Below are 14,554 nucleotides of genomic sequence, written 5' to 3'. Positions count from 1 at the left end.
GAGCTGTTCGGTTACTACCCCAGCCCGGGCGCCTGTGACGAGTGGGTTACCCTCTTCTGCGCCCTGGTGGACAGTCGCGGGCTCGGCGGGGTGCATGGCCTGGAGGAAGAAAATGAGAACATCCGGGTGCATGTGCTGCCGTTCCTGCGGGCCAGGGAACTCCTGCTGGAGGGGCGACTCGACAATGCCATGTGCCTGATCGCCTTCCAGTGGCTGGAAGGCGAAAGGGCGTCACTGCGAGCAAGGAGATCGAGCAAGGAGATAGCGTGTCGCGAAGTGCCTACGTCACCGACCTAAAGACACTGCACAGCGAGTGCACTGCCAATTACCTGCGGCTGACGCGACTGGTCGGCGAGCTGGGTGAGGGTGAAATGCGTGAGGTGATCGAGACGCCTCGCATGCGGGTCCATCTCTATCATGATGTGCGCATGGCCGAGGTCACCGATTTCCAGCGCCAGCGTCATTTTCACGGTCGCTACCGCTATCCCAATGCCCGCATGCACCAACCCGACGAGAAGCTCCAGCTCAACCGCTTCCTCGGTGAATGGCTGGAGCATGGCCTGTCTCATGGCCACTTCCTCGATCTGCCCCAGCTGCCCTGATGAAGAAAGCCGCCCTGATGCGCCTGGTTCAGATTTCCGACTGTCATCTCCTTGCCGATCCTGACGCGCCGTCACGTGCGGGAGTCCCGCTTCGTCGCCTGGAAGCGGTGATCGAGGCCGTCAACCGCGAAGGCCCCGACAGGGTGCTCATCACCGGTGACATCAGCCATGATGGATCGCAGGCCTCCTACCGACTGGCCATGCGGGCCTTCGAGCATCTGCATGCCCCCTGGGACTGGCTGGCCGGCAACCATGATGAGCCGGCCTTGATGCGTCGTCATCATCCCCTGGCAGAGGAGCTCGATCTCGGCGGTTGGCGAATCCTGCTGATTGAAACGCATCTTGCCGGAAACCCCCATGGCGAGTTGGGCCCCCGGCGACTCGCCTGGTTGGCCGAGCGACTCGATGACGATGACCGGCCCACACTGGTGGCGATGCACCATCCGCCGCTGCCCGTGGGTTCCGCCTGGCTGGACGCCATCGGTCTTCGAGATCGCCAGGCCTTCTGGCAGACTCTGGTTCCCTTCCGGCAAGTGAGAGGGATCCTCTGCGGCCATATCCATCAGGCCTTCCTTGGTCAGCAGTCGCTGGATGACAGGCGAGTGGATGTCTACGGCTGTCCCGCCACCAGTGATCAATTTCTCCCCGATGCGGAGACTTTCGCCCTCGATGACGCCGCCTTGCCGGGCTTTCGGGTCCTGGATCTGACGGCCAGGGGACTGGAGACTCGTGTCGTGCGGGTAGACACGGAGTAGCCTGTCTTTTTGTTATAAAAAGATAGTTATTAGTTCTTTCAGGTTATCAATTATCCGGCGTTATCCTGTCTCGCATGATCGTTACCAGCCCTTCGTCATGCGAGGTACACCGGGCCATGACCACTCTTCTTGCACCGCCTCGACCCGCTCCGACCAAAGCTCCCGTCAGCCGGGATAGCCGCCAGCACCCGTCGCCGGCACTGCCTCCTCGTCGGCTGACCCATCTCGAGCAGCTCGAGGCCGAGTCCATCCATATCATCCGTGAGGTGGCCGCCGAGTTCCGCAATCCGGTGATGATGTACTCCATCGGCAAGGATTCCTCGGTGATGCTGCATCTGGCACGCAAGGCCTTCTACCCGGGGCCACCGCCCTTTCCCCTGCTGCATGTGGACACCACGTGGAAGTTTCGCGAGATGATCGCCTTTCGTGACCACATGGCGGCTGACGTTGGGATGGAATTGCTGGTGCACACCAACGAGGAGGGTAGAGCCGCGGGTATCAATCCCTTCGAGCATGGCAGCAGTGCCTACACCGACGTGATGAAGACCCAAGCCCTGAAGCAGGCCCTGGACCACTACGGTTTCGATGCCGCCTTCGGTGGGGCTCGTCGCGACGAGGAAGCCAGCCGCGCCAAGGAGCGGGTCTTCTCCTTCCGTGATCGCCATCATCGCTGGGACCCCAGGCGCCAGCGCCCCGAGCTGTGGAACCTCTATAACGCCCGGGTCAACAAGGGCGAGTCGATCCGTGCCTTCCCGCTGTCCAACTGGACCGAGCTGGATATCTGGCAGTACATCACCCTGGAACAGATTCCCATCGTGCCGCTCTACTACGCCGCCCCGCGTCCGGTGGTCGAGCGCGACGGCATGTTGATCATGGTCGACGATGAGCGCATGCCGCTCGACCCCGGCGAGAAGCCAGAGGAGAAGTGGGTGCGATTCCGTACCCTGGGCTGCTACCCACTCACCGGCGCCGTGGAGTCGAAGGCCGATACCCTGCCGGAGATCATCCAGGAGATGCTGCTGACCCGCACCAGCGAACGCAGTGGCCGCGCCATCGACCACGACCAGGCCGGCTCCATGGAGAAGAAGAAGCGCGAGGGGTATTTCTAGATGTCACACCAATCGACCTTGATCGCCGATAATATCGAGCAGTACCTGCACGAGCACGAGAACAAGGATCTGCTGCGCTTCATTACCTGCGGTAGTGTGGATGATGGCAAGTCGACGCTGATCGGGCGGCTGCTGCACGATTCCAAGATGATCTTCGACGACCAGCTGGCGGCCCTTACACGGGACTCGAAGAAGAGCGGGACCACCGGCGATGAGGTCGACCTGGCACTGCTGGTCGACGGCCTGCAGTCGGAGCGCGAGCAGGGCATTACCATCGATGTCGCCTATCGCTTCTTCTCCACCGACAAGCGCAAGTTCATCATTGCCGACACTCCCGGTCATGAGCAGTACACGCGCAACATGGCCACGGGGGCGTCAACGGCCAGTCTCGCCATCATCCTGATCGATGCTCGCTACGGGGTTCAGGCCCAGACCCGGCGCCACAACTTCATCGCGGATCTGCTGGGTATCAAGCATCTGGTGGTGGCGATCAACAAGATGGATCTCGTCGATTTCGGTCAGGCGCGCTTCGAGGACATTGTCGCCGAATATCGAGTCTTCGCCGAGCAACTCGCCGCTTCCGATATCCACTTCGTGCCACTCTCAGCGCTCAAGGGCGACAATGTGGTCAATCACAGCGAGCAGATGCCCTGGTATTCTGTCGATGGCAGGCCTGGCCCTGCCCTGCTGGAGCTGCTGGAGGGGGTGGAGGTCAACCGGGACCGTAACCTCACCGATCTGCGCTTTCCGGTGCAATACGTGAATCGGCCTAACCTGGATTTCCGCGGTTATGCGGGGACCCTGGAGGCGGGGGTGCTGCGACCGGGACAGGCGATCAAGGTATTGCCTTCCGGCAGGACATCGACGGTGGAGCGAATCGTGAGCTTCGATGGGGATCTGGAGACGGCCTGGCCGGGGCAGGCGATCACGGTCACCCTGGGGGATGACGTGGATATCTCCCGGGGCGACTGGATCGTCGCCGCAGACGCCGAAGTGGCCCTTGCCAGTGCCTTCGACGCCGATATCGTCTGGATGCATGAGGAGACCCTGTCGCCGGGTCGCCAGGTCGATATCCGTCTGACGGGGCGCTCCGTGCCCGGTCAGGTGAGCCGGATCCATTACCAGGTGGATGTCAATGACCAGGCCCATCATGCGACGGATCGGCTCGAGCTCAATGCGATCGCCCGCTGCCGTGTAGAACTGACCGCCGAGGTGCCCCTCGACGATTACCAGACGAGTCCAGGGACGGGCAGCTTCATCGTCATCGATCGCCTGACCAATGTGACGGTGGGGGCGGGGATGATCCGCGGTGCCGTCGAGGGAAGTGCCGACACTCTCGGAGAGGTCGACTGGGCCGGCTTCGAGGTCGAGCTCAACGCCCTGGTGCGCAAGCACTTCCCGCACTGGGAGGCCAAGGACATCCGCGAGCTGCTTCGGTAACCTCTCACACGTTGCCGCCGGCGCCCCTCTGACTTGGCTCGCGAAGGAAACCGCCTCTGTTAGGCTGTGTCCAATGCCTCACAGCCGTCCCGGAGCCAAGCCTCGATGATCGTTCTCGCCGTTGCCCTGCTGCTGGCCATCTTCCTGCTGCCCAATATCTGGGCGAAGTGGGTGCTCAATCGCCATGCCAAGTCCCGTGACGACTATCCCGGCACCGGGGCCGAACTGGCCAAGCATCTGCTGTCACGACTCGGCATCGAGGGCGTGCAGGTGGAGCTGACCGAGCAGGGGGATCATTATGACCCCCAGGCCAGGTGTGTTCGGCTTTCCCGGGACCATTTCGAGGGACGCTCGCTGACCGCGGTGACGGTGGCCGCGCACGAGGTGGGGCATGCCATCCAGCATCATCGTGGCTATGCGCCGCTGATGACACGCAGCCGACTGGTGGCGGTGGCCCAGAAGGCCGAGAAGGTCGGTGCCCTGCTGATGATGGCCGCGCCCTTCCTGTTCGTCTTGACCCGAACGCCGGGGGGAATGCTGATCGTGGTGCTAGCCGCGGTAATCAGCTTCGGCACCGCGGCCCTGGTCCACTTGGTGACCCTGCCGGTGGAGTTCGACGCCAGCTTCCAGCGCGCTCTGCCGCTGCTCAAGGACTATATTCCGCCCTACGACATGCCCGGCGCCCGCCATGTCCTCACCGCCTGCGCCTTCACCTATGTAGCGGCCTCGCTGGCCAGTCTTCTCAATCTGGGGAGATGGCTGGTGATCCTGCGGCGTTGAGGTTCCATCGTTTGTAGGCACGATAAGCCGCAAGGCGCATCGGGCGTGATGCGGCGGGCCGGAAAAGCCGCGGGCTCAGAGCATCAAGGGTATGGCCGGTTGGCGATGACCACCGCACGGCGCGGAGCGGGATAGTCCTCGCGGGTCCTGGTCGGGTCGTCGGGGTCCAGGAAGTCGGCCAGCGACTGGAAGGTCATCCAGTCGGTGGTGCGTTGCTCGTCGGTGCTGGTCACCGCTTCGTCCACCACGCGCACGTTCTCGAAGCCGCAGCGTGACAGCCACTGGCAGAGCGCAGCGGAGGAGGGCAGGAAGTAGACGTTTGGCATGGTGGCATAGCGCTCGCCGGGCAACAGAACGGTCGTCTCGTCGCCTTCCACCACCAGGGTCTCCAGCACCAGCTCGCCGCCGGGGCGCAGGCCGTCCCTGAGTTGCAGCAGGTGTTCCAGTGGCGACGGTCGATGGTAAAGCACACCCATCGAGAAGACGGTATCGAAGAAGTCGAGCCCCTCGGGAACTTCCTCGATGCCCACCGGCAGGAAGTGGGTGCGGTGGCCGTCGGCGTCACCGACGAAGTGGCGAACCGCACGGAACTGCCAGAAGAAACGTGGCGAGGGGTCGATCACCAGCACGAAGCCTGCGCCGGCACCGGCCATTCGCCAGGCGTGATAGCCGTTGCCCCCGCCCACGTCTAGCACCCGCCGCCCACGGAGATCCGCAAGGTGAGGAGCCAGGCGTTGCCATTTCCAGTCCGAACGCCATTCGGTATCGATGTGAATGCCACCAAGCGAATAGGGCCCCTTGCGCCATGGCGCAAGCTTGCGCAGAAGATTCTCGCATTGGCGGCGCTGGCTGTCGCCGAGGTCTAGATCCACCGTTACCGCCGCGCTGTCGAGTCTGACGGTTCTCTCTGCGGGCAGGGTGGGTAACTTGGCCACCGCCTTCTCCCAGGCGGGAAGATCGCCGTGGCGCTGGCGGTCGAGGCCTCGGTCCAGCTGGTCGGGGAGCCTGGCCAACCAGGAAGACAGGCCCTGATCGAGGAAGGCGCGATAGAGGTCGCGGTGCTCGGGCGGAATCGGCATCTCAGGTCTCCGCGACCTGGTTGGCGTCGCGGTGAAGGGCGCCGCCGGCGTCCTTCACCGCCACCAGGGAGGCGAAGTTCAGGAACTGGAACCAGGTGTGGGCGCGAGAAAAGCCGGCCCGCGCCAGCCGGTGATGGTGGGTGGCCAGCGTATCGGGCAGCAGGACGTTCTCCAGGGCGGTGCGCTTCTGGCTGATCTCGAGCTCGCTGTAGCCGTTGGCGCGCTTGAAGTCGTGATAGCGCTCCACCAGCCAGGCGTTCTCTGCCTCATCCTCGGCAACGATCTTCTCGGAGAGGATCAGCACCCCCCCGGGCTCGAGAGCCTGGAAGAGCTCGCCGATCACGGCATCGCGCTCGGCCGGAGCGAGGAACTGAAGAGTGAAATTCAGCAGGACCATGCCTGACGGGCGATAGGCGATCTGGCGGATATCGCCCTCGATGACTTCCATGTCGTGTGCCGGGCACTCGGCGGTCAGTGTCTGCCGGGCCTGGACCACCATGGCGGGGGACAGATCCACGCCGGTGTAGCGGAAGGCCGCCGGGGCCAGCTGCCCCGCCAGGGCCAGGCCACCGGCCCCGAGCGAGCAGCCCAGGTCATAGACATGGGCCCCGTGGCGAAGGTGGCGGGCGGCGATCAGGCCGAGCATCCCCAGGATCTGGCCGTAGCCCGGTACCGAGCGGCGGAGCATGTCCGGGAAGCAGGCCACCACTTGTTCATCGAAGGAAAATTGCGCCACCCGGTCGAGGGGTGTCGAAAAGATCGCGTCACGGTAAGATGCGTCACTCATGGAAAAACCGGGAATCGCTCGGGAAAGGAAGCCTATTCTACGTTCCATGCGCCCCGGCTGCACGACAGGACGTCCAGGAGACTCCCAATGCCCCATCTCCCCATTGATCAGCGCATCGCGTGGCGAGCCCTGGCGTCCCACGCCGAGACCATGCGCCATCGCCACCTGCGGGACCTGTTCGACGACGAACCGGCCCGCCACCTCAGCTATACGCGCCAGGCGGCAGGCCTGACCCTGGATCTTTCCAAGCAGCGCTGGAATGGCGATACCCTGGATCGGTTGCTGGATCTGGCCCTGGACGCGGGTGTGCCCGAGGCTATCTCGTCACTGCTCGCCGGTGAGCGTGTCAATCGCAGCGAGGACCGCCCGGCGCTGCATACCGCCCTGCGTATGCCTGCGGATGCCTCCCTCACCCTGGACGGCGAGGATCTGGTCCCGAGGGTTCATGCGACCCTGGATCAGATGGCGACCCTGGTCGAGCGCTTCCATGCCGGGCAGTGTCGAGGGGCCACCGGCAAGGCGATACGCCATGTGGTCAACCTCGGGGTTGGCGGCTCGGACCTTGGCCCCCTGATGGTGACCCATGCCCTGGCCGACTATCGGCCGTCGGGCATTCATCCCGTCGAGGTCCATTTCGCCTCGACCATGGACGGCTCGCAACTGGCCGATCATCTGGCCCGGCTCAATCCCGAGACGACGCTCTTCGTGCTCTCGTCCAAGTCCTTCACCACCATTGATACCCTGTCCAACGCGCATACCGCCCGTGACTGGCTGATGGCGCGCCTGGGCAATGAGGAGGGCGTCGATGCCGATCTGGTCATGCGACAGCATTTCATCGGCGTCTCGGCCAGTCCCGAGAAAATGGCGGAATGGGGGATCGCCCCCCAGCATCAGCTGGAATTCTGGGACTGGGTCGGTGGGCGCTACTCGCTGTGGGGCGCCATCGGTCTGCCCATCGCTCTGGTGGTGGGGATGGATGGGTTTCGCGACTTGCTTGCCGGCGCCCATGCCATGGATACCCATTTCTGCGAGGCGCCGCTCGAGGACAATCTTCCTGTACTGCTCGCCCTGGCCGGTGTCTGGAACGTCAATTTCCTGGATATTCGCGCCCATTCCATCCTGCCCTATGATGGTCGCCTGGAATACTTCGCGGCCTACCTGGAGCAGCTGGAAATGGAGTCCAATGGCAAGTCGGTCACCCATGACGGTCGCGAGGTGGGCTATTCCACCTGTCCGGTGCTCTGGGGTCAGCTGGGGCCCAATGCCCAGCATGCCTTCTACCAGTTGCTGCACCAGGGCACCCAGGCGGTCGAGTGCGACTTCATCGCCACGCTCAAGCGCTATGACGATGTGGTGAACCCGGGGACCCGTGACCATCTCATGGGCCAGCATCGCCTGACCCTGGCCAATTGTTTCGCTCAATCCCGGGCGCTGATGCTTGGCGACGATGCCATCGAGGCCGAGGGGCCGCGCCCTGGCCACAAGCGCTATCGGGGCAATCAGCCCTCGACCACGCTGTTGCTCGACCGCCTTACACCGGCGACCCTGGGGGCGCTGATCGCCCTTTACGAGCACAAGGTGTTCGTTCAGGCGACCCTCTGGGACATCAATCCCTTCGATCAGTGGGGTGTCGAGCTGGGCAAGACCATTGCCGGCGAGACGCAGCGAATCCTCGAGAGCCATACCGGGCTCGAGACCATGGACGATTCGACACGTGCCCTGATCGAGGCGGTCTGGGCAGCAGAGGCGGGGGATTCGTGATGCTGGCTGTTTGTACAGGAATTGCGTTATGCTGACCCCGCCGGTCTCGGCAACCACGGCCACTGGGGTTCTCTACCTGCACGGATTCAACAGCGGAGCCGGCTCCCCCAAGGCGGTGTTGATGCGTGAGGCTTGCAGACGACTCGACCTGCCCTGCGAGACACCGCAGTTGCCGCATCGACCCTTGCAGGCGATGGCTCTGGGGGAACAGCTTCTCGAGGGGCTGGGGGCGTCACCCCTGGTGGTCGGGAGTTCCATGGGCGGCTTCCTGGCGACCGGCCTGGCGGAGCGCCGTGAGCTCCCGGCGGTATTGATCAATCCCGTGGTGGCGCCGGCCCGCCTGGTGGCCGACTGGGTGAATGTCGCCTTCATCAATGACTATACCGAGGAACGATTCACGGTGACGGCGGCGCACCAGGAGGAACTCGAGGCGCTGGCGCCCAAGCGGGTGATGCCGTCACGCTATCTGCTTTTACTGGGCACCGCTGACGAGACCCTGGCACCGCAGGAGGCCTTCGTCTTCTACCGCGGCGCGCGTACCATCCTGCATCCCGGCGGCGATCATGGGTTCAGCCAGTTGAGGGATTACCTTCCGGCGATTCTTGCCCATGGGGGTCATGCCCTGATACTCGGCGCCAAAGACTGCCGTGACGAACGCGTATGATGACGACCTGCCGCCCGCTCGGGAGCCACGCAATGGACTGGACGACGATATGACGCAATACAGTGCCAGCTCGATCGAGGTGCTCTCCGGCCTCGAACCGGTTCGCAAGCGACCCGGCATGTACACCGACACCAGCCGACCCAACCACCTCATTCAGGAGGTCGTCGATAACAGCGTCGACGAGGCCCTCGCCGGCCATGCCCGCGAGATAGTCGTGCGCCTCTTCGAGGACGGGGGGGTCGAGGTCACCGACGACGGTCGCGGCATGCCCATCGACGTCCACCCGGAACACGGTGTTTCCGGGGTGGAGCTGATCCTCACCCGCCTGCATGCCGGCGGCAAGTTCAACCAGTCGAGCTACCGTTTCTCGGGTGGCCTGCATGGGGTCGGGGTCTCGGTGGTCAATGCGCTTTCCCGGCGTCTCGAGGTGGAGGTGCTCAAGGACGGCGGCCGACATGCCATCGCCTTCGAGCACGGCGACATGGTCTCACCGCTTACCCTGATCGGCAGTGTCCCCAAGCGAGCCAGCGGCACCCTGTTGCGTTTCTGGCCGGAGGTCGACTACTTCGACAGTCCGAAGATTTCCCTCTCGCGCCTCAAGCATCTGCTGCGGGCCAAGGCGGTGCTCTGTCCCGGGCTCAAGGTCACCCTGGTGGAAGTCGATGGCGGCGAGAGCGTCTGGCAGTACGAGGACGGCCTGCGCGACTACCTGGCCCAGGCCACCGATGGCTACGAGGTCCTGCCGGCGTCGCCCTTCGTCGGGCATTTCTCCGATGATGAGCAGGCGGTGGACTGGGCGATCCAGTGGTTGCCCGAGGGCGGCGAGCCGCTGCTCGAGAGCTATGTGAACCTGATCCCCACGACCCAGGGGGGAACCCACGTCAATGGCCTGCGCGCCGGCCTGCTCGAAGCCCTGCGGGAATTCTGCGAGTACCGGAGCCTCCTGCCGCGGGGCGTCAAGCTGAGTGCCGAGGACCTCTGGGAGCGGGTCTCCTACGTCTTTTCGGTGAAGATGCTCGATCCCCAGTTCGCCAGTCAGACCAAGGAACGGCTATCGTCGCGCACCGTGGCAGGCTTCGTCTCCGGTGTGGTCAAGGATGCCTTCTCGCTGTGGTTGAATCATCATGTCGACCAGGCGGAGGCGCTGGCCGAGCTGGTGATCAACGCCGCCCAGCGTCGCCAGAAGAGTGCCAAGAAGGTGGCGCGGAAGAAGGTCACATCGGGACCGGCGTTGCCCGGAAAGCTGGCCGACTGCTCTGGCCAGGACCCGGCGATGAGCGAGCTCTTCCTGGTGGAGGGCGACTCCGCCGGTGGCAGTGCCAAGCAGGCCCGCAACCGCGAGACCCAGGCGATCCTGCCCCTGCGCGGCAAGATCCTCAACACCTGGGAGGTCGAGTCCCATGACATCTACGGCTCTCAGGAAGTCCATGATATCGCCGTCGCCGTGGGCATGGACCCGGGCAGTGATGACCTCACCAAGCTGCGCTACCACAAGATCTGTATTCTCGCCGATGCCGACTCCGACGGCCTGCACATCGCCACCCTGCTGTGTGCGCTCTTCGTGCGCCATTTTCCGGCTCTGGTGGATGCCGGTCATGTCTACGTGGCCATGCCGCCGCTCTACCGCATCGACCTGGGCAAGGAGGTGCATTATGCCCTGGACGAGAGCGAGAAGGCCGCCATCCTGCGCAAGCTCGAGGGCAAGCGCGGCACGGTGAATGTCCAGCGCTTCAAGGGCCTGGGCGAGATGAGTCCGCTGCAGCTGCGCGAGACCACCATGGCGGTGGAGACCCGCCGCCTGGTGCAGCTCACCCGTGAGGTCGACGACGGCACCATGGAGATGATGGACATGCTGCTGGCCAAGAAGCGCTCCGCCGACCGCAAGAGCTGGCTGGAGGACTACGGCAATCTTGCCGACATAGAAGTGTAGCGCTAGGCGCTAGGCGCTAGGCGCTAGGCGCTGCATAGGAACGTATCGTGCGGGTACATCCCGCGAATTTTCCATGATGGCAGATAGGGCTACGAACCCATGACCATGGATATCCAGGTGGCGGAGGGCGACGTCGAACGTCTTCCCCTTCGCGAGTACTCCGAGAAGGCCTACCTCGATTACTCGATGTACGTGATTCTCGACCGGGCGTTGCCGCACATCGGCGACGGCATGAAGCCCGTGCAGCGCCGCATCGTCTACGCCATGCGCGAGCTGGCGCTTTCGGCCAACGCCAAGTACAAGAAGTCGGCGCGTACTGTCGGCGACGTGCTGGGCAAGTTCCACCCCCACGGCGACAGCGCCTGCTACGAGGCCATGGTGCTGATGGCCCAGCCCTTCAGCTACCGTTATCCGCTGGTGGACGGCCAGGGCAACTGGGGCAGCCCCGACGATCCCAAGTCCTTCGCCGCCATGCGCTATACCGAGGCGCGGTTGTCGAAATTCGCCGAGGTGCTGCTCGCCGAGCTCGGCCAGGGCACGGTGGACTGGACCCCCAACTTCGACGGCACCATGAACGAGCCGGTGGTGCTGCCGGCGCGCCTGCCTCATGTGCTGCTCAATGGCGGCACCGGCATCGCCGTGGGCATGGCCACCGATATCCCGCCCCACAATGTCAGCGAGGTGGTCGAGGCGACCTGCCATCTGCTGCGCCACCCCGAGGCGACGGTCGCTGAGTTGGTCGAGCATGTGCCGGCGCCGGACTTTCCCACCGAGGCCGAAATCATCACGCCGCGTAGCGACCTGCGAAAGCTCTATGAAAGCGGCCGTGGCTCGGTGAAGTTGCGTGCCCGCTACGAGATGGAGGAGGGCAACGTGGTGATCACCGCGCTGCCCTACCAGGTCAGCGGCTCGAAGGTGCTCGAGCAGATCGCCGCCCAGATGCAGGCCAAGAAGCTGCCCATGGTGGCCGACCTGCGTGACGAGTCGACCCACGAGGAACCGACTCGCCTGCTGATCGAGCCGCGCTCGAACCGCGTCGATATCGAGGCGCTGATGGCGCACCTCTTCGCCACCACCGACCTCGAGAAGAACATCCGGGTCAACATGAACGTCATCGGCCTGGACGGTCGGCCACGGGTGATGCCGTTGCCGGATATGCTCGGGGAGTGGCTGCGTTTCCGGCGCACCACGGTGCGTCGCCGCCTCGAACACCGCCTGGGCAAGGTCGAGGATCGCCTGCACCTCCTCGAGGGCCTGCTGATTGCCTACCTCAACATCGACGAGGTGATCCGCATCATCCGTGAGGAGGACGAGCCCAAGCCCGCCCTGATGGAAGCCTTCGACCTCAGCGATCGCCAGGCCGAGGCGATCCTGGAGTTGCGCCTGCGCCACCTGGCCAAGCTCGAGGAAATGAAGATCCGCGGTGAGCAGGACGAGTTGGCCGCCGAGCGCAAGCAATTGCTGGAACTCCTGGGAAGCGAAGCCCGCCTCACCGACCTGATCGAGGAGGAGCTGCGCGCCGCTGGCGAGGCGCATGGCGACCCCCGACGCTCGCCCATTGTCGAGCGCGAGGAGTCCAGGGCACTCTCCGAGGTCGAGCTGGTCGGTGCCGACCCGATCACCGTGGTGGTCTCCGAGCAGGGCTGGATACGCAGCGCCAAGGGGCACGAGATCGATCCCGCCGGGCTCTCCTACAAGGCGGGGGACCGCTTCGCCCTGGCCGGCCGGGGCAAGACCAACCAGCCGCTGGTATTGCTCGATGACACCGGGCGTGCCTACACCCTCTCGGCGCATAATCTACCCAGCGCCCGTGGCCAGGGTGAGCCTGTCACCAGCCGAGTCAATGTGGTCGCCGGAGCCCACATGGCGGGCTTGATGCTGGCGCCGCTGTCGAGCCGTTTCCTGCTGGCCTCCGACGGTGGCTATGGCTTCGTCGTTCGCCTCGATGACCTGGTGGGCAAGAACCGCTCCGGCAAGTCCGTGCTCAGCCTGCCCAAGGGCTGCAATGTACTGCCCCCCAGGCCGATACCGGAAGAACCCGGTGCCAGCGTAGCGGCGATCTCCAACGAGGGACGCCTGCTGGTCTTTCCTCTCGAGCAACTCCCCGAGATGAGCAAGGGCAAGGGCAACAAGATGATCGATATTCCGGGTGCCAGGGCGGCTCGCAGGGAGGAGTTCGTACGCGATATGGTGGTATTGCCCGCTGGCGCCTCCCTGGTGGTTCACGCTGGCAAGCGCCACCTGACCCTCAAGTCCACCGATCTCGATTACTATCGTGGTGAACGCGGACGCCGCGGCAGCAAGCTGCCCCGTGGCCTGCAGAACGTCCATAGGCTCGAAACCGTGTAGGCCGGATAAGCCAAATGAATCCAGCGTATTTCCTGAGGCAACCATGACACGACGACTGTTAATCCGCGCCACCGGCACGGCGTGCCCCGGCCAACTGGCCGGTCTGGGCAAGGCACTAGCGAAGAGTGGCGCTCGCCTGTTGGATATCAATCAGAGCGTGACCTTCGACAGGCTGTCCCTGGAAGCGCTGGTGGGGATCGACCAGGACAGCGATCTGGAAGCGGCCCTGGTGGCGGCGGGCGGCGACCTGGGCCTGGATGTACAGACGATTCAGGTCAGTGCTGACGACTACCAGCGCTGGAGCGCTCATGCCAGCGAGCCCCGGCTGATTCTGACCCTGCTGGCCCCGCATCTGCCGGCGGGAATCCTCGCCGAGGTGGGTGCGCTGACCGCCGAACATGGCCTGACGGTCGAGTTGATCCATCGCCTCTCCGGCCGTGAACCTCTGGATGGCGGCATGCCCCGTGACCACCACAGTATCCAGGGCGCCTGCGTGGAGTGCTGGCTGCGCGGCGATGAAGTCGACCTCGACGCCTTGCGCGAGAAGGCCCTGGCGCTGGGCGCCATGCACGGCGTGGACATCGCGATCCAGGAGGACTCCATCTGGCGCCGACACCGCCGCCTGGTGTGCTTCGACATGGACTCCACCCTGATCCAGGTCGAGGTGATCGACGAGCTGGCGCGACGCCACGGTGTCTACGATGAGGTCGCGGCGATCACCGAACGCGCCATGCGCGGCGAACTGGACTTTCAGCAGAGCTTTCGCGAGCGGATGGCCAAGCTCAAGGGACTGGACGAGTCGGTACTGGCCGAGATCGCCGCGGAACTGCCACTGATGGACGGCGTCGAGCGGCTGATGAAGCAGCTCAAGCGCCTGGGCTATCGCACGGTGATCCTCTCCGGCGGTTTCAGCTATTTCGCTCGCCATCTGCAGGAGCGGCTCGGCTTCGATGAAGTCCACGCCAATGAATTGGTGGTCGAGAATGGCAAGGTGACCGGCGAGGTCCGTGAGCCGATCCTCGATGCCGACCGCAAGGCGCTGCTGCTCCACGAGATCTCCGCCAGGGAGGGGTTGGCTATGGAGCAGACCATCGCCGTGGGCGATGGGGCCAATGACCTCAAGATGCTGGCCGCCGCCGGCCTGGGGATCGCCTTTCGCGCCAAGCCACTGGTTCGCCGCCAGGCACGACAGTCCATCTCGACCCTGGGTCTGGATGCCGTGCTCTACCTGATCGGCTACCGCCAGGTCGACCTGGAGGAGGCGGAGTGAGCACCACCTTCGAGACCTGGCGCGACCG

12 protein-coding genes and 1 pseudogene are annotated in these 14,554 nt (G+C 64.3%); 11 read left to right on the top strand and 2 right to left on the bottom strand.

Annotation, left to right across the window (positions count from 1 at the left end):
* The 6 genes and pseudogenes from nudF to ACESMD_RS09310 form a co-directional block, all read left to right on the top strand.
* Positions 1-297 (top strand): annotated as a pseudogene (gene nudF, locus ACESMD_RS09335) (ADP-ribose diphosphatase); the annotation flags it as partial.
* Positions 267-602, top strand: a complete 336-nt coding sequence (locus ACESMD_RS09330; RefSeq protein ID WP_372612510.1) for a DUF1249 domain-containing protein — start codon at positions 267-269, stop codon at positions 600-602. The pseudogene nudF and the gene ACESMD_RS09330, both read left to right, overlap by 31 nt.
* On the top strand, positions 602-1,357 hold the full coding sequence (locus ACESMD_RS09325; RefSeq protein WP_372612508.1) for a metallophosphoesterase: 756 nt from the start codon (positions 602-604) through the stop codon (positions 1,355-1,357). Before ACESMD_RS09330 ends, ACESMD_RS09325 begins: the two co-directional genes overlap by 1 nt.
* A gap of 215 nt (positions 1,358-1,572) precedes the next feature.
* Positions 1,573-2,466: a sulfate adenylyltransferase subunit CysD gene (gene cysD, locus ACESMD_RS09320; RefSeq protein WP_372612512.1), complete on the top strand. Its 894-nt coding sequence runs from the start codon at positions 1,573-1,575 to the stop codon at positions 2,464-2,466.
* Positions 2,467-3,906 (top strand): sulfate adenylyltransferase subunit CysN, encoded by a 1,440-nt coding sequence (cysN, locus tag ACESMD_RS09315; protein WP_372612506.1) that lies wholly within the window; start codon positions 2,467-2,469, stop codon positions 3,904-3,906. It abuts the gene before it with no gap.
* A gap of 105 nt (positions 3,907-4,011) precedes the next feature.
* On the top strand, positions 4,012-4,686 hold the full coding sequence (locus tag ACESMD_RS09310) for a zinc metallopeptidase (protein WP_372612504.1): 675 nt from the start codon (positions 4,012-4,014) through the stop codon (positions 4,684-4,686).
* 83 nt (positions 4,687-4,769) lie between these two features.
* On the opposite strand, the gene cmoB is transcribed toward ACESMD_RS09310, so the two are convergent.
* Together cmoB and cmoA are read right to left on the bottom strand one after the other, a co-directional pair.
* Positions 4,770-5,765, bottom strand: a complete 996-nt coding sequence (gene cmoB, locus ACESMD_RS09305) for a tRNA 5-methoxyuridine(34)/uridine 5-oxyacetic acid(34) synthase CmoB (RefSeq protein ID WP_372612502.1) — start codon at positions 5,763-5,765, stop codon at positions 4,770-4,772.
* Position 5,766: 1 nt separating this feature from the next.
* Positions 5,767-6,552: a carboxy-S-adenosyl-L-methionine synthase CmoA gene (cmoA, locus tag ACESMD_RS09300; RefSeq protein WP_372612500.1), complete on the bottom strand. Its 786-nt coding sequence runs from the start codon at positions 6,550-6,552 to the stop codon at positions 5,767-5,769.
* Positions 6,553-6,639: 87 nt separating this feature from the next.
* On the opposite strand from cmoA, the gene pgi reads away from it, so the two are divergent.
* From pgi to serB, 5 genes are all read left to right on the top strand, one after another.
* A complete protein-coding gene (gene pgi / locus ACESMD_RS09295) occupies positions 6,640-8,313 on the top strand; it encodes a glucose-6-phosphate isomerase (RefSeq protein ID WP_372612498.1) in 1,674 nt (557 codons plus the stop codon).
* A 28-nt stretch (positions 8,314-8,341) separates the two neighbouring features.
* Positions 8,342-8,977, top strand: a complete 636-nt coding sequence (locus ACESMD_RS09290; RefSeq protein WP_372612496.1) for a YqiA/YcfP family alpha/beta fold hydrolase — start codon at positions 8,342-8,344, stop codon at positions 8,975-8,977.
* Positions 8,978-9,026: 49 nt separating this feature from the next.
* The gene (gene parE, locus ACESMD_RS09285) at positions 9,027-10,907 is read left to right on the top strand and encodes a DNA topoisomerase IV subunit B (RefSeq protein ID WP_372612494.1); all 1,881 of its coding nucleotides are present in this window, start codon (positions 9,027-9,029) and stop codon (positions 10,905-10,907) included.
* A 99-nt stretch (positions 10,908-11,006) separates the two neighbouring features.
* A complete protein-coding gene (parC, locus tag ACESMD_RS09280; RefSeq protein WP_372612492.1) occupies positions 11,007-13,256 on the top strand; it encodes a DNA topoisomerase IV subunit A in 2,250 nt (749 codons plus the stop codon).
* Between the two features lie 43 nt (positions 13,257-13,299).
* Positions 13,300-14,526 (top strand): phosphoserine phosphatase SerB, encoded by a 1,227-nt coding sequence (gene serB / locus ACESMD_RS09275; protein ID WP_372612490.1) that lies wholly within the window; start codon positions 13,300-13,302, stop codon positions 14,524-14,526.
* Positions 14,527-14,554 lie beyond the last annotated feature (28 nt).

This window comes from Halomonas sp. (assembly GCF_041689495.1).
Lineage (GTDB): Bacteria > Pseudomonadota > Gammaproteobacteria > Pseudomonadales > Halomonadaceae > Halomonas.
This window is presented reverse-complemented; position numbering and strand designations above follow the sequence as displayed.

What these genes read in the sequence shown, in the direction of transcription:
- ACESMD_RS09325 (WP_372612508.1), top strand. Translation starts at nt 602, where the DNA reads ATGAAGAAAGCCGCCCTGATGCGCCTGGTTCAGATTTCCGACTGTCAT.
- cysN (WP_372612506.1), top strand. Translation starts at nt 2,467, where the DNA reads ATGTCACACCAATCGACCTTGATCGCCGATAATATCGAGCAGTACCTG.
- ACESMD_RS09310 (WP_372612504.1), top strand. Translation starts at nt 4,012, where the DNA reads ATGATCGTTCTCGCCGTTGCCCTGCTGCTGGCCATCTTCCTGCTGCCC.
- cmoB (WP_372612502.1), bottom strand. Translation starts at nt 5,765, where the DNA reads ATGCCGATTCCGCCCGAGCACCGCGACCTCTATCGCGCCTTCCTCGAT.
- cmoA (WP_372612500.1), bottom strand. Translation starts at nt 6,552, where the DNA reads ATGAGTGACGCATCTTACCGTGACGCGATCTTTTCGACACCCCTCGAC.
- pgi (WP_372612498.1), top strand. Translation starts at nt 6,640, where the DNA reads ATGCCCCATCTCCCCATTGATCAGCGCATCGCGTGGCGAGCCCTGGCG.
- ACESMD_RS09290 (WP_372612496.1), top strand. Translation starts at nt 8,342, where the DNA reads ATGCTGACCCCGCCGGTCTCGGCAACCACGGCCACTGGGGTTCTCTAC.
- parE (WP_372612494.1), top strand. Translation starts at nt 9,027, where the DNA reads ATGACGCAATACAGTGCCAGCTCGATCGAGGTGCTCTCCGGCCTCGAA.
- parC (WP_372612492.1), top strand. Translation starts at nt 11,007, where the DNA reads ATGACCATGGATATCCAGGTGGCGGAGGGCGACGTCGAACGTCTTCCC.
- serB (WP_372612490.1), top strand. Translation starts at nt 13,300, where the DNA reads ATGACACGACGACTGTTAATCCGCGCCACCGGCACGGCGTGCCCCGGC.